This is a genomic window from Salinicola tamaricis, from assembly GCF_003006155.1.
GTDB lineage: Bacteria > Pseudomonadota > Gammaproteobacteria > Pseudomonadales > Halomonadaceae > Salinicola > Salinicola tamaricis.
Window position 1 is genome coordinate 4,231,357 of record NZ_CP023559.1, and the last position, 18,594, is coordinate 4,249,950.

General features: G+C 65.5%; 21 protein-coding genes and 3 pseudogenes. 7 read left to right on the forward strand and 17 right to left on the reverse strand.

The window, feature by feature from the left end; genetic code table 11:
• Positions 1 to 112 precede the first annotated feature (112 nt).
• The 4 genes and pseudogenes from CN538_RS19410 (at position 113) to CN538_RS19425 (ending at position 3,462) form a co-directional block, all read left to right on the forward strand.
• A pseudogene (locus CN538_RS19410) lies at positions 113 to 1,938 on the forward strand (penicillin-binding protein activator).
• Positions 1,922 to 2,290, forward strand: a complete 369-nt coding sequence (locus CN538_RS19415; RefSeq protein ID WP_035473782.1) for a YraN family protein — start codon at positions 1,922 to 1,924, stop codon at positions 2,288 to 2,290. Before CN538_RS19410 ends, CN538_RS19415 begins: the two are co-directional and overlap by 17 nt.
• 18 nt (positions 2,291 to 2,308) lie before the next feature.
• On the forward strand, positions 2,309 to 2,902 hold the full coding sequence (locus CN538_RS19420; protein ID WP_035473784.1) for a phosphoheptose isomerase: 594 nt from the start codon (positions 2,309 to 2,311) through the stop codon (positions 2,900 to 2,902).
• Between the two features lie 5 nt (positions 2,903 to 2,907).
• Positions 2,908 to 3,462 carry a BON domain-containing protein gene (locus CN538_RS19425; RefSeq protein WP_106420482.1) on the forward strand — a complete coding sequence of 185 codons (555 nt, stop codon included), beginning with the start codon at positions 2,908 to 2,910 and terminating at the stop codon, positions 3,460 to 3,462.
• A 164-nt stretch (positions 3,463 to 3,626) separates the two neighbouring features.
• On the opposite strand, the gene CN538_RS19430 is transcribed toward CN538_RS19425, so the two are convergent.
• The 7 genes and pseudogenes from CN538_RS19430 to CN538_RS23745 all read right to left on the reverse strand — a co-directional run bounded on the left by CN538_RS19430 (position 3,627) and on the right by CN538_RS23745 (position 7,612).
• A complete protein-coding gene (locus CN538_RS19430; protein WP_106420483.1) occupies positions 3,627 to 4,097 on the reverse strand; it encodes a ClpXP protease specificity-enhancing factor in 471 nt (156 codons plus the stop codon).
• A gap of 38 nt (positions 4,098 to 4,135) precedes the next feature.
• Entirely contained in the window at positions 4,136 to 4,762 is a 627-nt protein-coding gene (gene sspA, locus CN538_RS19435; protein ID WP_106420484.1) for a stringent starvation protein SspA, read from the reverse strand.
• Positions 4,763 to 4,931: 169 nt separating this feature from the next.
• On the reverse strand, positions 4,932 to 5,321 hold the full coding sequence (rpsI, locus tag CN538_RS19440; RefSeq protein ID WP_035473793.1) for a 30S ribosomal protein S9: 390 nt from the start codon (positions 5,319 to 5,321) through the stop codon (positions 4,932 to 4,934).
• Between the two features lie 12 nt (positions 5,322 to 5,333).
• Positions 5,334 to 5,762, reverse strand: coding sequence for a 50S ribosomal protein L13 (gene rplM / locus CN538_RS19445; protein ID WP_035473795.1), 429 nt, complete (start codon positions 5,760 to 5,762; stop codon positions 5,334 to 5,336).
• A gap of 186 nt (positions 5,763 to 5,948) precedes the next feature.
• Positions 5,949 to 7,123 (reverse strand): annotated as a pseudogene (gene zapE / locus CN538_RS26590) (cell division protein ZapE).
• A gap of 15 nt (positions 7,124 to 7,138) precedes the next feature.
• Positions 7,139 to 7,348, reverse strand: coding sequence for a hypothetical protein (locus CN538_RS20550; protein WP_164999452.1), 210 nt, complete (start codon positions 7,346 to 7,348; stop codon positions 7,139 to 7,141).
• A gap of 117 nt (positions 7,349 to 7,465) precedes the next feature.
• A complete protein-coding gene (locus tag CN538_RS23745; RefSeq protein WP_242495409.1) occupies positions 7,466 to 7,612 on the reverse strand; it encodes a hypothetical protein in 147 nt (48 codons plus the stop codon).
• Between CN538_RS23745 and CN538_RS23750 the strand changes: the two genes are divergently transcribed.
• Positions 7,607 to 7,762, forward strand: coding sequence for a Z-ring associated ZapG family protein (locus CN538_RS23750; RefSeq protein ID WP_242495410.1), 156 nt, complete (start codon positions 7,607 to 7,609; stop codon positions 7,760 to 7,762). The two genes, CN538_RS23745 and CN538_RS23750, sit on opposite strands and share 6 nt — an antisense overlap.
• 103 nt (positions 7,763 to 7,865) lie before the next feature.
• Here CN538_RS23750 and CN538_RS19460 read toward each other — a convergent pair whose 3' ends face one another.
• Positions 7,866 to 8,639, reverse strand: coding sequence for a Nif3-like dinuclear metal center hexameric protein (locus tag CN538_RS19460; RefSeq protein ID WP_106420485.1), 774 nt, complete (start codon positions 8,637 to 8,639; stop codon positions 7,866 to 7,868).
• A 208-nt stretch (positions 8,640 to 8,847) separates the two neighbouring features.
• Between CN538_RS19460 and CN538_RS19465 the strand changes: the two genes are divergently transcribed.
• Positions 8,848 to 10,173 carry a Do family serine endopeptidase gene (locus tag CN538_RS19465; RefSeq protein ID WP_106420486.1) on the forward strand — a complete coding sequence of 442 codons (1,326 nt, stop codon included), beginning with the start codon at positions 8,848 to 8,850 and terminating at the stop codon, positions 10,171 to 10,173.
• A 106-nt stretch (positions 10,174 to 10,279) separates the two neighbouring features.
• On the opposite strand, the gene hisD is transcribed toward CN538_RS19465, so the two are convergent.
• The 9 genes from hisD to CN538_RS19510 all read right to left on the reverse strand — a co-directional run bounded on the left by hisD (position 10,280) and on the right by CN538_RS19510 (position 17,227).
• Complete coding sequence (gene hisD / locus CN538_RS19470; protein WP_106420487.1) at positions 10,280 to 11,590, reverse strand: histidinol dehydrogenase; 1,311 nt, start codon at positions 11,588 to 11,590, stop codon at positions 10,280 to 10,282.
• A gap of 60 nt (positions 11,591 to 11,650) precedes the next feature.
• Positions 11,651 to 12,298: an ATP phosphoribosyltransferase gene (gene hisG, locus CN538_RS19475; RefSeq protein WP_106420488.1), complete on the reverse strand. Its 648-nt coding sequence runs from the start codon at positions 12,296 to 12,298 to the stop codon at positions 11,651 to 11,653.
• Positions 12,299 to 12,315: 17 nt separating this feature from the next.
• On the reverse strand, positions 12,316 to 13,578 hold the full coding sequence (gene murA, locus CN538_RS19480) for a UDP-N-acetylglucosamine 1-carboxyvinyltransferase (protein ID WP_106420489.1): 1,263 nt from the start codon (positions 13,576 to 13,578) through the stop codon (positions 12,316 to 12,318).
• A gap of 83 nt (positions 13,579 to 13,661) precedes the next feature.
• The gene (locus tag CN538_RS19485) at positions 13,662 to 13,916 is read right to left on the reverse strand and encodes a BolA/IbaG family iron-sulfur metabolism protein (RefSeq protein ID WP_106420490.1); all 255 of its coding nucleotides are present in this window, start codon (positions 13,914 to 13,916) and stop codon (positions 13,662 to 13,664) included.
• Positions 13,917 to 14,129: 213 nt separating this feature from the next.
• On the reverse strand, positions 14,130 to 14,495 hold the full coding sequence (locus tag CN538_RS19490; RefSeq protein WP_106420491.1) for an STAS domain-containing protein: 366 nt from the start codon (positions 14,493 to 14,495) through the stop codon (positions 14,130 to 14,132).
• Complete coding sequence (locus tag CN538_RS19495) at positions 14,492 to 15,154, reverse strand: MlaC/ttg2D family ABC transporter substrate-binding protein (protein ID WP_106420492.1); 663 nt, start codon at positions 15,152 to 15,154, stop codon at positions 14,492 to 14,494. The genes CN538_RS19490 and CN538_RS19495 overlap by 4 nt, the downstream gene beginning before the upstream one ends.
• Before the next feature lie 20 nt (positions 15,155 to 15,174).
• Positions 15,175 to 15,636 (reverse strand): outer membrane lipid asymmetry maintenance protein MlaD, encoded by a 462-nt coding sequence (gene mlaD, locus CN538_RS19500; RefSeq protein WP_035473816.1) that lies wholly within the window; start codon positions 15,634 to 15,636, stop codon positions 15,175 to 15,177.
• On the reverse strand, positions 15,633 to 16,415 hold the full coding sequence (gene mlaE, locus CN538_RS19505) for a lipid asymmetry maintenance ABC transporter permease subunit MlaE (protein ID WP_106420493.1): 783 nt from the start codon (positions 16,413 to 16,415) through the stop codon (positions 15,633 to 15,635). Before mlaE ends, mlaD begins: the two co-directional genes overlap by 4 nt.
• On the reverse strand, positions 16,412 to 17,227 hold the full coding sequence (locus tag CN538_RS19510; protein WP_035473820.1) for an ABC transporter ATP-binding protein: 816 nt from the start codon (positions 17,225 to 17,227) through the stop codon (positions 16,412 to 16,414). Before CN538_RS19510 ends, mlaE begins: the two co-directional genes overlap by 4 nt.
• A gap of 370 nt (positions 17,228 to 17,597) precedes the next feature.
• On the opposite strand from CN538_RS19510, the pseudogene CN538_RS19515 reads away from it, so the two are divergent.
• Positions 17,598 to 18,574: pseudogene (locus CN538_RS19515) on the forward strand (KpsF/GutQ family sugar-phosphate isomerase).
• Positions 18,575 to 18,594 lie beyond the last annotated feature (20 nt).

The window sequence follows — 18,594 nt, forward strand, 5'->3', positions numbered from 1 at the left end:
ACGGCCTCTCAAATACGGAAAAGGGACAGACACTATGCGTTACGCCCTGCGGCGACTTCTCCTGCCGGCGATGGCAGCCTTGATCCTGGCCGGCTGCGCCGGACCCGGCATGATGCCGGGCAGCAGCGGCCCCGACGCTCAGACGCTGCTCGACCAGGCCCGCAGCCAGAGCGGCCAGCAAGCCGCGGCCACGCGCGTACAGGCGGCGGAGATTCTAGCACGCCAGGGGGATACCCGGCAGGCGCTCGAGATCGTGAGCCAGGTCGACGGCAGCCAGCTCGACCCCGCCCTGCGCGTGCACTGGGCGCTGGTGTTGTCGGATGCCGGCCTCGCCGAGAAGGATGGCTGGAGCGTGGTCCGCGCCACCGACATCCTCGACAGCGGCATTGCCATCCCCAGCGCCGACGCCCAGACGCTGCGCTATCGCCGCGGCATCGCGCTGGATATGATCGGCGAGCCGGAGGCCGCCGCTGACCTGCTCATCGGTCTACAGCGCGACAACGCCCCGTATGAGCTCAACGACGAAATCTGGAAACCGCTGTCACGCCTGAGCCCTGCCGGTCTCGACAAACTCGCCGCCAGCAGCAACGACCCCATCACACAGGGCTGGGTCGCTCTGGCGCGCCTCTATCGTAGCGCCAGCGGCGATGTCGCGGCCTGTTCGACCGCCTCGACCAGTGGCGCAGCCGCTATCCCGACCACCCGGCCAACCGCCGCTTACCACAGGAGCTCAGCGCCCTGCATCAGGTCGAGGGTCGCGAGATCGACCGTGTCGCCGTGCTGCTGCCCGAGAGCGGGCCACTGGCCAATGTCGCCAAGGCAATCCGCCAGGGCATGCAGGCGCGCCTGGACGACGCCCGCGCCCAGGGTGAGAAGATGCCCGACCTCACCTTCATCGACTCGAGCCAGCAGGACATCGATGCGCTCTATGCCCAGGCCACGCTCGGCGGCGCCCAGGCGGTCATCGGCCCGCTGAGCAAGGACAAGGTCAATCAGCTGGAGACCCGCGCCAGCGTGCCCCTGCCGACGCTGGCCCTGAACTACGGCGAGCACGCGCGCAATCAGGCCGCCGAACTGTTCCAGTACGGCCTCTCCGCCGAGGACGAAGCGCGCCAGGTGGCCCAGCGCGCCTATCTCGACGGCCGCCGCAACGCCGGCATCCTGGTTCCCGACAACGAGTGGGGCTCACGGGTGCTGGCGGCATTCCGCGAGCGCTGGCAGCACGACGGCGGCAAGATTGCCTCGGTGGTCAGCTACCCCCCCTCGGGCTCGGTCACCACGGCAGTCAGCCAGATGCTCAAGGGCGGCTCGTCGAAGCCGGACATGCTGTTCCTGCTGGCACTGCCCAGCTACGCCCGTCAGGTACCGCCGACGCTGGACTTCTACTACGCCAGCAAACTGCCGGTCTACGCCACCTCGCAAGTCTACGAGGGCAAACCGCAGCCGCGCGCCGACCACGATCTCAACGACGTTCAGTTCGTCGATCTCCCTTGGATGATCCCCGATGCCGCCGCCGGCGGCGTCGACGCGCTGCCTTACGCCAGCACCTACCGCCAGCTGGCGACCCAGGACGACCCCGGCCTGCTCAAGCTCAACGCCATGGGCGTGGACGCGCTGGAACTGGCGCGCCGCCTGCCGCTGCTGCAGGCCCTGCCCAGCACCCAGGTGTACGGCGCCACCGGCAACCTGCAGGCGCGTGACGACGGGCGCATCCAGCGCACCCTACCCTGGGCGGTGTTCCAGGCCGGCGTACCCCAGCCGCTGCTCGCCTCCCCCGGTGCCACCCTGGGCGCCAGCGAAAGCCAGCCCATGCCGAGTAACAACAGCGGCGGCACCTCAGGCGCCACCACTCCGGGTAGCACCTCCGCCGGCAGCGCTATACCCGGCGACCCGCTCGGCCCGGCCGCGGACAACGCAAGCGATGCCGCGGCAGACTGATGCCCGCGCCCGCGGGCAGGCGGTAGAACAAGCCGCCGCCCGCTGGCTGAGCGCCCAAGGCCTGACGCTGGTGGCCAGCAACCAGCACGCCAAAGGCGGCGAGATCGACTTGGTGATGCGCGACGGTGACACCCTGGTGTTCGTCGAGGTGCGCCACCGTCGGCGGTCCGACTACGGCCATCCGCTGGAGACGATCACCGCGGCCAAGCAGCGCCGCCTCGTTCGCGCGGCGCGTTTTTATCTCCAGGCACAGCGGCTATCATGTCCGTGCCGCTTCGACGTCGTCGGCGTCACCGGCAGCCAGCCCGATCTCGAATTCGACTGGATTCGTGCCGCATTCGACGCATATTAACCGTCCAATAGGCGATCCATGGACTTTCAAGCACGCATACTCGATCACTTCAACGCCAGCATCGATACCAAGACCTACGCCAGCGAAGTGCTTCCGCCCTTCATCGAGGTCGCCAGCCAGATGATGGTCCAGTGCCTGGTCAGCGAGGGCAAGATTCTGGCCTGCGGCAACGGCGGCAGCGCCGGCGACAGCCAGCACTTCTCCTCGGAGCTGCTCAATCGCTTCGAGCGCGAGCGCCCCAGCCTGCCGGCGCTGGCTCTGACCACGGACACCTCGACGCTGACCTCGATCGCCAACGATTACAGCTACAACGACGTCTTCTCCAAGCAGATCCGGGCCCTGGGTCAGCCGGGCGACATCCTGCTCGCCATCTCCACCAGCGGCAACTCGGCCAACGTGGTACAGGCGATCCAGGCCGCCCATGACCGCGAGATGAGCGTGGTCGCCCTGACCGGGCGCGACGGCGGCGACATGGCCTCACTGCTGGGCCAGGAGGATTGCGAGATCCGCGTGCCGGCGACCTCTACCGCGCGCATCCAGGAAGTCCATCTACTGGTCATCCACTGTCTGTGCGACTTGATCGATCAACAACTTTTCGGCAGCAACGAGTGAACCCCATGAAGAAGACACTGATTCTCTCCGCATGCGTGATCGCCCTGCTCACCCTGGGCGGCTGTGCCAGCCAGAATACCCAGGAGAACTACGCCGAGCGTACGCCAGGGGCGAAGGTCGAGGACAGCACCATCCAGAGCAAGATCTTCGGTGACCTGCAGGCGGCCGACGCGCGCTTCGGCGACGCCCATATCAACGTCGACAGCTACAACAGCAACGTGCTGTTGACCGGCCAGGTGCCCAGCCAGGAGCTCAAGCAGAAAGCCGGAGAGATCGCCCAGCAGGTGCGCAGCGTGCGCCAGGTCCACAACGAGCTGATGGTCTCGGCCAACACGCCGGTCAGCCAGCGCATGACCGACACCTGGATCACCGGGCGCATCAAGGCCAACCTAGTCGCCAACGAAGATATCGATGCCAACCTGATCCGCGTGATCACCGAAAACGGCACGGTCTATCTGATGGGCCTGGTGACCCAGAAGCAGGCAGGCGAAGTGGTCAACGCCGCCTCGGGCGTCGGCGGCGTACAGCGCATCGTCAAGGTCTTCGAATACCTCAACTAGGATTGGTAGAAAGGCCGCCAGCGCTGGCTCGAGCCAGCGCGACTTTGACGAGATTAACCAAGGTATGAAAAAACCGCCGCCGAGTCGAACTCGGCGGCGGTTTTTTATGGCCACCATGGAAGGCGGCTATCTCTTAGGCCGTCGGCGGAGCCGACACCGGCCGACTACTTGACGATACGCAGCGACGGCTTGCCCTTCTCGGGGCGAGGACCATCGTCGGCGTCGGACGTCTCGGCATCGGCCGAGGCATCGTCGACGCTTTCGAGCACCGGGCGGCCGTCGTCTTCCTGCTCCGCCTCCTCGTCGGCGGAGAACTCGGGCATCACCGGCTCCTGCCCGAACACCATGCCGACACCGTTTTCACGCGCATAGATAGCGATCAGGGCGTCGGTCGGCACCACCACCTGCATCGGCTGACCGCTGAAGCGGGCACCGAAAGTCAGCGCGGTATTGTCGATCTGCAGATCGCGCACCGCAGCCGGTGCGATATTGAGCACGATCTGGCCGTTCTGCACGAATTGCTGTGGCACGCGCACGCCCGCCTTGCCGGCGTCGACCACGATGTAAGGCGTCTGATCGTTGTCGAGCAGCCATTCGTACAGGGCTCGCGCCAGATAGGGACGACTGGTCAGCATGTCACCTCCTTCTCGAGCGGCTTGACCGGCAAGCGGTCTCAGCTGCGCATCTCACGTTCGGACTCGGACAGCGATGCCTTGAAGGCATCGCGCGCGAACACGCGCTCCATGTAGCTCATCAGCGGCTTGACCTGCTTCTCCGGCAGCTCTACGCCCAGCGCCGGCAGGCGCCATAGAATCGGTGCGATGCAGCAGTCGACCAGGGTGAACTCTTCGCTCATGAAGTAGGGCATGTCCTCGAAGATCGGTGAGATGCCCGCCAGGCTCTCACGCAACTCCTTGCGCGCCTTCTCGGCGTCTTTCTTGGGGCCCTGCTGGATCTGTTCGACCAGCGGACACCACTCGCGCTCGATGCGGTGCATCCACAGGCGGCTCTGCGCGCGCGCCACCGGATAGACCGGCAGCAGCGGCGGATGCGGGAAGCGCTCGTCGAGATACTCCATCATCACCTTGGACTCGTAGAGCACCAGGTCACGATCGAGCAGCGTGGGCACGCTGTTGTAGGGGTTGAGATCGGCGAGCTCGGCGTTGTGCTCGTCGGCCGAGACATCCAGGATATCGACGGCAACCCCCTTTTCGGCCAGCACGATTCTCACGCGATGACTGAAGTGATCATCGCTGCCGGAGTAGAAAGTCATCGACGATCGCTTGGCCACTACACCCATGAAACATTCCTCGCATTGATTCAGCTGTCAATGATAACACGGCGGGCAACCCGCCAGGGGGCTCGCTGACCGTACGGCCAGCGCACCGGCATCGCCAGCAAAGGTACCAACAGCAAAACGCCCGACCATGGTGAGTCGGGCGTCGAGCGCGCGTGGGATCCGGAACGGATCAGCGCTTGGAGAACTGCGGACGACGACGGGCTTTACGCAGACCGACTTTCTTACGCTCGACTTCGCGCGCGTCGCGGGTCACGTAGCCGGCAGCACGCAGCGGCTTGCGCAGCTCTTCGTTGTAGTCCATCAGCGCACGGGTGATGCCGTGGCGAATGGCGCCGGCCTGGGCCGAACCGCCGCCACCCTGAACGGTGATGTAGACGTCGAACTGGCCGGTGGTCTCGGTCAGCTCGAGCGGCTGACGCACGACCATCTGCGCGGTGACGCGACCGAAGTATTCGCCCAGCTCACGGCTGTTGACGGTGATCTTGCCGGTGCCCGGCTTGAGGAACACACGAGCGGTAGAGGTCTTGCGACGCCCGGTGCCGTAGTACTGTTGTGCCATTGCGGTCTACCCTCAGATGTTCAGTTCTTGCGGCTGCTGCGCGGCGTGCGGATGTTCGGTACCGGCGTACACCTTGAGCTTGGCGTACATGGCACGACCCAGCGGACCCTTGGGCAGCATGCCCTTGACGGCGCTCTCGATCACACGCTCGGGAGCGTGGTCGATCAGCTTCTCGAACGACATGGAGCGCAGGCCACCCGGGTAACCGGTATGACGGTAGTAATTCTTGGCTTGCGCCTTGTTGCCGGTGACGTGCACCTTCTCGGCGTTGACCACGACGATGTAATCGCCGGTGTCGACGTGCGGGGTGTATTCCGGCTTGTGTTTGCCACGCAGGCGGCGGGCGATCTCCGTCGCCAGACGACCGAGCGTCTTGCCCGATGCATCGACGACATACCAGTCGCGCTGCACGGTTTGCGGCTTGGCACTGAACGTCTTCATGAGTGTTTCACCAAATAAGCGTATTTGGGTCTCGAAGCCAGGCTTCTCGACCATCCCTATTTTTCTTGGGTTGCCCCTCCCGGCAGGAGCGGCAACGGATCGAAGAGCGCGTATTGTACACGAGCCCTCCGGGCGGCGAAAGAGGGATACGAGCCTGCCTCGCACCACCCCGCCATGCCCTACCCTTCAAGGTTTGTGAGCCAGCGCCAGATAGTCCCGCGACTGCATCTCCTGCAGCCGCGACAGCGTGCGCTCGAACTCGAAGCTGAGATTGCCGCCGGTATAGAGCGACTCGACCTCGGTCTCGGCCGAGAGCAGCAGCTTCACCGCGCGATCGTAGAACTCGTCGACCATGCTGATGAAGCGACGCGCCTGATCGTCGCTGCCCGCGCCCATGCGCGGCACGTTGGAGACCAGCACCGTGTGATACTCACGCGACAGCTCGATGTAGTCGTTCTGGCTGCGCGGCCCGTCGCAGATCATCTTGAAGTCGAACCACACCACCCCTTCGCAAAGCCGACGCGCGCTCAGCTCGCGATGATTGACGGTGAGCTTGGCATTCTCGCGCCCTTCGCTGCCGGCGACCGATCGAAAGCTCCTGGCCAGCGAGCGCTCGGCCTCGGCGTCCAGCGGCGAGTGGAAGATCTCCACCTGCTCGAGCGCGCGCAGGCGGTAGTCGACCCCGGAGTCGACGTTGACCACCTCGCAATTGCGCTTGAGCAGATCGATCGCCGGCAGGAAGCGCGAGCGCTGCAGGCCATCCTTGTAGAGGTCGTCGGGCACGATATTGGAGGTCGCCACCAGCACCACGCCCTGGGCGAACAGCGCCTCCATCAGGTTGCCAGGATCATGGCGTCGGTGATGTCCTTGACGTAGAACTCGTCGAAGCAGATCACCCGCGCCTCGCGCGCGAACTGCGCGGCGATCTGGGTCAGCGGGTTCTTCTCCCCCTTGTGGGCGTCTAGCTCGCGGTGGACACGCTGCATGAAGCGATTGAAGTGGGTGCATCTTGCGCTCGAACGGCAGCGCCTCGAAGAACACATCGACCAGATAGGTCTTGCCGCCCCCACGCCGCCCCGAAGTAGAGCCCCATGACCGCAGGCTTGGCCGGCGCCTCGGGAGCGGCCGCCTTGCGCTTGCCGAACAGTCCCGCGACCTTGGACAGCGCCGACTCGCCGCTGGCGGTGACGGACGGCTTGGGCGCCGGCGCCCGCAACAGATCGTCGTACAGGCGCTGCAGATGCTTGACGGCATTCTCCTGCGCCGCGTCGTAGCTGAAGTCGTCGCGCTCGAGGTCGGGCGTAACGCGCGATCGGCGTCTGGGCATTGGCAGCGGACGTCGCGGAGCGGGGTGCAGTCATGGCGGATCGGTGGCCTCATGCAGGAACGAGTGGCGGGGGATTATAGCGCTCGACGAAAGTCTTGACAGCGTCATCCCCGCACGCGAGGTTTGACCCCATCACCGAACCGGTCGATAATGGGTCCGCAACGATCTCAAGCATGGTCGTGCCGGTCACGCCGAGATCGGGCACGACGCCAAAGGAGCGCATAGTGAACGAAAGCAATATCGATTGGATTCTGGCCATCGCCTGCTTCCTCGCGGGCATCGGTATCGGCGCCCTTTGCTACCATCTGCTCAACGCCAACGTGGCGCGCAATCAGAAGGTGCGTCAGCGTCTTGCCGAAACCGAACTCGAGCTCAATCAGGTCCGCGACTCGCTCAACGACCATTCGCCAAGGTCGCCGATCTCGCCTCCAGCATCCAGCGCCAGAGCCAGGAGCTCGAGAGCCATCTGGTACATGGCGCCGATCGCCTGGTCGACGACCTGCAGCTCAAGCGCCGATTGCATGGCCAGAGCGAGGAAGAGGACGCCAACATCGATGTACCTCAGGTTCCGCGGGACTACGCCGACGGCAACCGCGGTACACTGTCCGAGGACTACGGCGTGCGCAAGAAGCGCGAAGAGGAAGAGAACGTCAGCCAGCCGCCGCGCTACTGAGTCCACACTCGCTTCACTGCCGCCGGCGCCTCGCCAGGCGGCAGCCCGCCCCCTGCTGCCCCCGCGCGCGCTCTCGCCTCCTCGCCCTCTGCGCTGATCGCGCTCAAGCGGGGTTATCGATATCCACGAAACGGTGCTCGATATCGAAACGTGCCGCCAGCCACTCGCCCAGCGCCTCGACCCCATCGCGTTCGGTGGCGTGATGCCCCGCCGCCAGATAGGTGATCCCCAACTCCCGCGCCAGATGGGTGGTACGCTCGGAAATCTCGCCGGAAATGAACGCCTGCGCCCCGGCCTCGGCGGCCAGCGGCAGCATGTCTTGGGCGCCACCGGTACACCAGGCGATACGTTCCAGCGGCCCCTTATGCCCCTCGATCAGTAGCGGCCGTCGCCCCAGCGCCAACTCGACTCGAGCGGCGAGCGCGTGGCTGTCCAGCGTGGCCCCGTCGAGCCCAGTATCGGGGGCGCCGTACCACAGAAGCCCCTGCCCCAGCTCGCCATCCAGGCAGCGCTCGGCCACCAGCCCCAGCCTCCGACCGAGACAGGCGTTGTTGCCGAGTTCAGGATGGGCATCCAGCGGCAGATGGTAGGCCAGCAGATTGATGTCGTGGCCCAGCAGTGTGGCGAAGCGGCGGCGCTTCATGCCGGTCACCGCTACCGGCTCGTTCTTCCAGAAATAGCCGTGGTGCACCAGCACCGCATCGGCCTCCCAGGCCACCGCCGCGTCGAGCAGCGCCTGACACGCCGTCACCCCGGTCATCACCCTAGCGATGCGCTCACGCCCCTCGACCTGCAGGCCGTTGACGGTGTAGTCCTTGAACGCTTCAGGACGCAGTTCGGCGTCGATCGCCGCCTGAAGGGCTGCTCGTGAAATCATGCTCTCTCCCGCGCAAAGTCATCGATGAATGTTACACTCGCACTCGAGGTCGACGCCGTCGAGCCCCTGTGCCCGCCCGCGGCATCACAGGCGCCGCCAGGGCATTCGGCGCCAGGCCGCAACGCGCGGCTCGCGACCGCCATATATCCCGGACAGACACCCCGGTGGCGACCTCCCGTGGCCGCTATCAGCCCAAGGACCCTCGCGCATGCGCCGTCACTTTGCCGCGCTATTCTGGCCCACCGTCTGCGGCATCCTGCTCGCCATCGTGCTGCTCTACGCCTTCCCGTCGCTGCTCGGCGGCGGCGCTGACCGCCCCGCCTCCGGCCAGGCTTCCAACGCTAACCACACTACCACCGCTCACCTCCCCGCCGGCAGTGGACGCGAGGCGCCCAGCGTCGAGGAAGCACCGCCGCTGGTACGCGGCAATCCGACGGTGAGCTACGCCGAGGCGGTCAATCAAGCTGCCCCGGCCGTGGTCAACGTCTACTCGTCGAAGATCGTCGACACCCGCCAGCACCCGCTGATGTCCGACCCCTTTTTCCGTCAGTTCTATGGCAAGAATCTACCGCAGCGTCAGCGCATGCTGTCGAGCCTCGGTTCCGGCGTCATCGTCAGCAAGGATGGCTACATCCTCACCAACAATCATGTGATCAACGACGCCGACGAGATCCAGGTCGCGCTGCGTGACGGGCGCGAGGCGATCGCCAAGGTGATCGGCACCGACCCGGAAAGTGATCTGGCGGTGCTCAGGATCGACCTCGAGAACCTGCCGGTGATCAAGCTCAGCAATTCCGAAAACGTCGCCATCGGCGACGTGGCGCTGGCGATCGGCAACCCGTTCGGCGTCGGCCAGACGGTGACCATGGGGATCATCAGCGCGACCGGGCGCGACCATATCGGACTCAACGCCTACGAGGACTTCATCCAGACCGACGCTGCGATCAATCCCGGCAACTCCGGCGGCGCTCTGGTCAATGCCAACGGCTCGCTGGTCGGCATCAATACCGCGATCTTCTCACGCTCCGGGGGCTCGCAGGGTATCGGCTTCGCCATTCCCACCAATCTCGCACGCAGCATCCTCGACGACATCGTCACTCAGGGTCGTGTCATCCGCGGCTGGCTGGGCATCGACGCCCAGCAGATGACCCCCGATCTGGCCGCCTCCTTCGGACTCAAGACCCTGAGCGGTGTGATCATCGCCAACGTGGTGGCCGGCGGCCCGGGGGCCAAGGCCGGGCTCGAACCGGGGGACATCCTGCTGGCAATTCGCGGCAAGCCGATTCTCGACCCGCGCGAGACCATGGTCGATATCGCCGAGATATCCCCCGGCACCCAACTGCCGATCACCATCCTGCGCGATGGCGAGAAGCGCGAAGTGACGCTCACCGTTGGCGAGCGCCCCGAACCCAGTGCCGAAGACGCCAAACACGATACTGACGGCACCTCCACGCCGGAGAGCGGCGCCAAGGGCTCGCACTCGGAGCGTTCGGACACGCCCAGTGACAGCGCCTCGACGCCCGAGGCCGGCTGATACCGCCCTCCCATACTGACATCCTACTCCCACAAACCAGATCGCCGCCCCGAGGGCGGCGATCATTGGCTTTGGTACGACACTGCCTACGGCGCAGCAAAGCGGCTCAGCGCTGCCAGCGACTCTCTGCCGAGCGCGCGTGGGCGGTGAGGGACTCACCCCGGGCCAGCACCGAGGCGGTACGCCCAAGGCGGTCGGCACCGGCGGCCGAGCACTCGATCAGCGATGAGCGTTTCTGGAAATCGTAAACCCCCAGCGGCGAGGAGAAACGGGCCGTGCCCGAGGTCGGCAGCACATGGTTGGGACCGGCGCAGTAGTCACCCAGTGCCTCGGCGGTGTAGCGGCCCATGAAGATGGCACCGGCATGGCGCACCTGCTCGGCCATCTCACGCGGTGCGGCTACCGACAGCTCCAGGTGCTCGGGAGCGATACGGTCGACCAGGGCCACCGCTTGCTCGGGCCCGTCGCAAAGCACCAGGGCACCGCGCCGCGACAGCGACTGGCGAATGATCTCGGCGCGCTCCAGGGTCGGCAGCAGCCGTTCGATGGCGGCGTGTACCGCTTCCAGGTGATCGGCGTCCCAGGTCACCAGAATGGCCTGGGCATCCTCGTCGTGCTCGGCCTGGGAGAACAGATCCAGCGCCAGCCACTCGGGGTCGGTACCACCGTCGGAGACGATCAGAATCTCCGACGGCCCGGCGATCATGTCGATCCCCACCTGACCGAACACCGCGCGCTTGGCCGTAGCCACATAGATGTTGCCGGGGCCGACGATCTTGTCCACCCGCGGCACGCTCTCGGTGCCGTAGGCGAGCGCCGCGACCGCCTGGGCGCCACCGACGCAGAAGACCCGGTGCACGCCGGCCAGGTGCGCCGCCGCCAGCACCAGCTCGTTGACCACCCCATCGGGTGTCGGCACCACCATGACGATCTCCGACACCCCGGCGACCTGGGCCGGAATCGCGTTCATCAGCACCGAGGAGGGATAGGCCGCCTTACCGCCAGGCACATAGATGCCCACCCGATCGAGCGGCGTGACCTTCTGCCCCAGCAGCGTGCCGTCGGCCTCCTCGTATTGCCAGGAGCCGGGCTTCTGCTGCTCGTGGTAGCTGCGGATGCGTTCCGCGGCATGGCTGAGGGCGTCGCGCTGCGCATCCGGCAGCCCGGCGTAAGCCGCGGCCAGGCGCTCGCCAGCGATTTCGAGATCGGCCACGCTGGCAAGGGTCAGCCGGTCGAAGCGCTGGGTGTATTCGATCAGCGCCGCGTCGCCCTGCTGACGTACCGCCATGAGGATCTCGTCGACCCGCGCCGCCACCGCCTGATCGGACACACCCTCCCAGGCCAGCAGCGCGTCGAGGCGCGCATCGAAGTCGGCATCCCGCGTGTTCAGGCGGGCGATGGTCGGAGTTTGGCTCATCGATTCACTCTCTCGGTCATTACCGGCGTCCGGCACGGACGCACGGCACATCACTCAGGATCAGGTGCTCTCGCGGCGGGCGCTGACGGCGCCACGCAGGCGTTCGATCAGCGGTTTCAGGCGCGCATGCTTCATGGTCATCGAGGCCTTGTTGACCACCAGTCGAGTGCTGATCTCCTCGATCAGCTCGCGCGGCTCCATGCCGTTGGCACGCAGGGTGTTGCCGGTATCGACGATATCCACGATCTCGTCGGCCAGATTCATCAGCGGGGCGAGTTCCATCGCGCCATAGAGCTTGATCACCTCGGCCTGGATGCCCTGCTCGGCATAATAGCGGCGTGCGACCTCGACGAACTTCGTCGCCACCCGGCGCCGCGCGTGCGTCGGCTGGGCGCCGACGATCCCAGCGGTCATCAGCCGGCAGCGCGAAATCTCCAGATCGAGCGGCTCGTATAGCCCCTCGGCGCCATGCTCGAGCAGCACGTCCTTACCCGCCACGCCGAGATCGGCCGCGCCCAGCTGTACATAGGTGGGCACATCCACCGCACGGATCACCACCAGCTTGACGTCGGGCAGGTTGGTATCGAACAAAAGCTTGCGGCTCTTGCCGAAGTCGTCCGCCGGCACCACCCCGGCATCCGCCAGCAGCGGCAGCGTCTCTTCGAGAATACGCCCCTTGGAGAGCGCGAGAATCAGTTGATCGCTCATGGTATCTCTACACCCGGCTAGCCCGGCACGCGGCGAATCCGCGCACCCAGCAGCTGCAGTTTTTCCTCGATGCACTCATAGCCGCGGTCGATGTGGTAGATCCGATCGACCAGGGTCTCGCCCTGGGCCACCATCGCCGCCACCACCAGGCTGGCCGACGCGCGCAGGTCGGTCGCCATCACCGGCGCCCCGGAGAGTCGCTCGACCCCGGTCACCACCGCAGTATTGCCCTCCAGGGCAATGTGCGCGCCCATGCGGTTGAGCTCCTGCACGTGCATGAAGCGGTTTTCGAAGATCGTCTCGACCACGGTGCCGGTACCCTCGGCGACCGCATTGAGCGCCACGAACTGCGCCTGCATGTCGGTCGGGAAAGCCGGATAGGGCGCGGTGCGAATGTTCACCGCCCGCGGCCGACGCCCCTGCATGTCGAGCTCGATCCAGCCCTCACCGGAGGTGATCTTGCCGCCAGCCTCTTCGAGCTTGCTGAGCACGGCCTCCATGATGTCGGCGCGGGTGTTGCGCACGCGCACGCGCCCGCCGGTGGCCGCCGCCGCCACCAGGAAGGTGCCGGTCTCGATACGGTCGGGCATGACATCGTAGTGGCAACCGTGGAGCCGCTCGACGCCCTCGATCACGATGGTGTCGCTGCCGTGACCGCTGATCTTGGCGCCCATCGCGATCAGGCACTCCGCCAGGTCGACCACTTCCGGTTCCCGCGCGGCGTTCTCGAGCGTGGTGATACCGTCGGCCAGGGTCGCTGCCATCAGCAGGTTCTCGGTCCCGGTCACGGTCACGGTGTCGAAGAAGATGGTGGCGCCCTTGAGCCGGCCATCGACGCGGGCGCGAATGTAGCCGCCCTCGACGCGGATGTCGGCGCCCATCGCCTCGAGCCCGCGAATATGCAGGTCGACCGGACGCGAGCCGATCGCGCAACCGCCCGGCAGTGACACGTCGGCGGTGCCGAAGTGCGCCAGCAGCGGGCCCAGCACCAGGATCGAGGCGCGCATCTTCTTGACCAGCTCGTAGGGTGCGTGACTGTCGCGCACCTGGGAGCCATCGATCTGAATGCTCATCTTCTCGCCCATCACCGGCTCGATGCCCATGCGGCCGAGCAGCTCGAGGGTGGTGGTGATGTCCTGCAGGTGCGGCAGATTGCCGATGGTGACGGGCTCGTCGGCGAGCAGCGTCGCCGCCAGGATCGGCAGCGCCGAGTTCTTGGCCCCGCTGGCCCAGACCTCGCCGTCGAGCGGGCCGTTACCGGTAATGATCAGCTTGTCCATGGAGGTTCGCTATAGATCGAAAAGAAGTGGCCAGATGACCGACCGTGACGAACGCGTATCCGCCGCCGCGGCGGCGGATACGCTCAGAACCCCGCGTTTTCCGGCGCCTCGGCCCATTGCGCCGGGGTGAAGGTCTTGATGGTGATGGCGTGCAGCGCGCCCGACGCGATCTCGTCGGAGAGGGCGGCGTAGATCAGCTGCTGGCTCTTGACCTTGTTGAGATCGGCAAAGACCTCGCCCACGGCGACGACCTGGAAGTTGCAGCCCTCGCCCTGGATATGGAATTCACAGCCGTCGATTCGATCTTCGAGCAGACGTTTGACGTCGCTGGGTTGCATAGACTCGGCTCCCGTGTGACTGCTGCGCCGGATGCGCAGGGAAAGCCGCATATGGTAGCGGAAAACGCCCTGCCCTGGCGACGTCATAGACAGGCAAAAACGATGCAAGCCAGATCAGCCACAACGGCGTGGGTATCGAAAGGAGAAGAGAGAGACGCGGACCACCAGGCGCCGCGCCCCCCTCCACCGCCCTAGCTATCAAACGAGGCTGCCTCAGGACGAGGCAGGCGACTCGTCACCACGGCAGGTGGTTTCGCGGGCCGGCAGCAGCGGCCCTAGCTCGGTAATGTCCATCAGCCGGCGCAGCGGGCGCGAGAGCGCCACACGCTCCAGGTGCAGCGAATGCTTCTGCACGCTGCGCACCCATACCAGCAGCACGCTGAGCACGGCGCTGCTGGCGATCTCCACGGCGGTCAGATCGAACGAGACCTGCGTCTCGGCCGGCTGGTCTGCCAGCCAGTGCCGGCCCGCCTGGGCCAGCGGGCCGGCACTGTCGAAGTCCGCCTCGCCGCGGATGGTCAGCACGTTACCCTCGACCACCTCCAGCGTGGCGTCCTCACGCTCGAGCAGCAGACTCACGAATCGCCACCCTTCTCGAGCTGATCGGTGTCGACCTTCGGCGCCCAATTGTCGATCACCTTGTCGAAGTCGCGATCATTGTCACGCATCGACTGATCGAACTGATTGCGGAAGGTCAGCCCCAGGTTGATGCCGTTGACGATCACGTTGATCACCTTCCACTGGCCGTCGCTCTGGCGCAGGGTGAAGTTGACCGGATAGGTCTTGCCGTTGGTCGACACCACCTCGACCGGCACCGAGGCCTGATCGTCGTAACGGCCGGCGTCCTCGGCATCCTTCACCCGCAGGGTCTTATAGTCGAACGTGACCAGGCCCTTGGCGTAGGTATCGATCAAGGTCTTGCGGAACACCTTGACGAAGCGCGAGCGCTGCTCCGGCGTCGCCGCCCGGAAATAGCGCCCCATCACGCTGGCACCGATGTAACGGAAGTCGGCGACATCCGCCATGTTGCTATCGACCAGTTTAGCCAGCTCGTCTTCGTGCTGAGCGTAGTAATCCTTCTTGCCCTCGAGCTCCGACATCAGCGAATCGACGCTTTGGCGAATCACCTCGGTGGGTGTCTGGGTCTGCGCCTGCGCGGTCGGAACCACGGCGCACAGCGCCAGCATCAGAGCGGCCACGAAGCCGGCATAGCGGCGGTAACAGCGAATTGCGTTCATCATCGACTCCTTGTCTGCGATCACTTGGCCATGTTCGACACGAACTGCTGGATCAACTGCTCCAGCACCAGCGCCTGCTGGGTGTCGTGAATGACGTCTCCATCGTGCAACATCTTGGGCGACCCGCCCACGGTCAGGCCGACATACTGCTCACCGAGCAGACCGGCGGTGAGAATCGCCGCCGTGGTGTCGTCGGAGAGCTTGCCGTCGAACTGCGAATCGATCTGCATGGTGACCTTAGCGTCGAACCACTTGGGATCGAGCTCGATATCGGTCACCTTGCCAATGCGCACGCCCGACATGGTCACTTTCGCCTGCGGGCGCAACCCGCCGATGTTGGCGAAGTTGGCCGTCAGCGTGAAGGTGTTCTGGGGTACGCCGACGCCCAGGCCACTCACCCGCAGCCCGAGGAACACCAATCCCAGGATGCCGGCCAGCATGAACAGACCGACACCCAGTTCGAGGACGCTATTGCGCTTCATCCGAAATCTCCAAACATCAACGCGGTGAGCACAAAATCGAGGCCCAGTACCGCGAGCGAAGCGTAGACCACCGTACGAGTGGTCGCGCGGGAAATGCCTTCCGAGGTGGGCACCAGATCGTAGCCCTGGAACACCGCGATCCAGGTCACCACCAGGCCGAACACCAGACTCTTGACCATGCCGTTGAGCACATCGCCGACGAAGTCGACGCTGTCCTGCATGTTGCTCCAATAGGAGCCGTCATACACGCCGAGCCAGTCGACCCCGACCAGATGACCGCCCCAGATACCGACCACCGCGAAGATCACGGTGAGGATCGGCAGCGACACGAAACCGGCCCACAAGCGCGGCGCAACGATGCGGCGCAGCGGGTCGACCCCGATCATCTCCATGCTGGTGAGCTGCTCGGTGGCCTTCATCAAACCGATCTCGGCGGTCAGCGCCGAGCCGGCGCGACCGGCGAACAGCAGTGCCGCGACCACCGGTGCCAGCTCACGCACCAGCGACAGCGCCACCATCTGTCCCAGCGCCTCGTCAGCACCGAAACCGACCAGAATGGTATAGCCCTGCAGCGCCAGCACCATGCCGATGAACAGGCCCGAGACCAGCACGATGGCCACCGACATCACCCCAACGAAGTGCATCTGGCGCACCCACAGGTAGAACCCCTCGCGCGAAGGCAGGCAGAAAACGGACTGCACCAGAAAGAGCCCGGCGCGCCCGATCGCCATGAGCACGTCGAGCGTGCCCCGGCCCAGTGCGGCGATACGATCGATCATGAAAACTGCCCCGCGGGCGCCAGGATATCGTCGTAGAAATCCGGCGCCGGATAGTGGAACGGTACTGGCCCGTCGGGCTCGCCGTGGACGAACTGACGTGTATGGGCGTCCTCGTCGACATCCAGCGTCCGCGGCGTGCCGTGGGACATCACCTTGCCGTCGGCGATGATATAGACATAGTCGGCGATGGAGAGCGTCTCCTTGATGTCGTGGGAGACCACGATCGCGGTCAGCCCGAGTGCCTGATTGACCTTCTTGATCAACTGCACCAGGACCCCCATCGAGATCGGGTCCTGGCCGACGAAGGGCTCGTCGTAGAGCACCAGGTCTGGATCCAGCGCCACTGCCCGCGCCAGTGCCACCCGTCGCGCCATGCCGCCGGAGAGCTCCGACGGCATCAGGTGTCGCGCGCCGCGCAGTCCCACTGCCTGCAGCTTCATCAGCACGATGTCGCGAATCATGGCGTTGGGCAGCTCGGTATGGACGCGCAGCGGGAAAGCCACGTTCTCGAACACGTCCAGATCGGAGAACAGCGCGCCACTCTGGAACAGCATGCCCATGCGTCGACGCAGCTTGAAAAGCGCGCGCCGCGGCAGCTTGTGCACATCCTGACCACCAATCAGCACCTGTCCGCGATCCGGCGTCAACTGCCCGCCGATCAGCTTGAGCAAGGTCGTCTTGCCGGTGCCGCTCGGCCCCATGATGGCGGTTATCTTGCCGAGCGGAATCTGCAGATCGACGCCGCGAAACACCTCGGTGCTGCCGCGGGCGAAATGCAGGTCCTTGACCTCGACCATCATCGGGTCATTCATGCACCCTCCACCACTCTGGTTCGAAAGATTATCGAACATTGTATCCTAACCTGGCGGAAAGCGGCCAGCCATGCGCGTCGTCGGCCACGATACTGACTCGCCGCCAGCGATGCGTATCCGCCGTGCGCGATAACAAGTGCGTACGATCGACGGTATACTGCTCCAACCCTAGCGTGTCCGCGCCCGAGCGCCACCCGATAAGGGGCAAGACAGTCCAAAGGGACAAGACAGCCGACAGGGGTGAGCCAGCCGATGCTTCACCGGTCACGGCTCTTTACCGATTACGCCCCTTGACCGGTTACGGCCACGCAGCATGACATCGCAGCACGATAAAGCAGGACGACACATAGCAGGACGACAGAGCAGGACCATGACCCCAGACGCCACCTTCGACTTCCGCGCCAGCGCCCGGCGCACGCTCACTCTCGAACAGCAGGCCCTGAACGAGCTGATCGACAAGCTCGATGTCAGCTTCGATCACGCCTGCCGCACGCTGCTCGAGTGCCGCGGCCGGATCATCGTCACCGGCATGGGCAAGTCCGGGCATATCGCGCGCAAAATGGCGGCCACCTTCGCCAGCACCGGCTCGCCGGCCTTCTATCTGCACCCCGGCGAGGCCAGTCACGGCGATCTGGGCATGGTGACCGAAGGTGACGTGGTGATCGCCCTTTCCAACTCCGGCGAGACCCAGGAGATCACCGGCCTGATCGCCCTGTTCAAGCGCCTGGCGCCCCGCTGATCAGCCTCACCGGCCGCCCCCACTCGACCCTGGCGCGCTACAGCGACGTGCATATCGATGTGGGCGTCTCGCGCGAGGCCTGCCCGCACGATCTTGCGCCCACTTCGTCGACCACCGCGGCCCTGGCGATGGGCGACGCCCTGGCTCTGGCGCTGCTCGAGGCACGCGGCTTCAGCCCCGAGGATTTCGCCCTGTCACACCCCGGCGGCACCCTGGGCAAGCGGCTGCTGCTGCGCGTCAGCGATTTGATGCACGGTGGCGAGCGTCTGCCCTGCGTGCCCGCCGGCAGCCCCCTGCGCGTGGCGCTGCTGGAGATGACACGCAAAGGCATGGGCTTCACCTGCGTGGTGGATGAACATCAGCGCCTGGTCGGTGTCTACACCGACGGCGACCTGCGCCGCACGCTGGACCAACGCGGCGATTTCGACCTGCTCAAGGTCGACGACGTGATGACCCGAGGCGGCAAGACGACGACACCGGACATGCTCGCCGCCGAGGCGGTGCGCATCATGGAAGACAACATGATCACCGCCCTCGCAGTGGTCGAGGCGGGCCGCCCGATCGGCGCTCTGCACATGCACGACCTGCTGCGCAGCGGCGTAATCTGAGATGGCCGCTGCTAACCCCG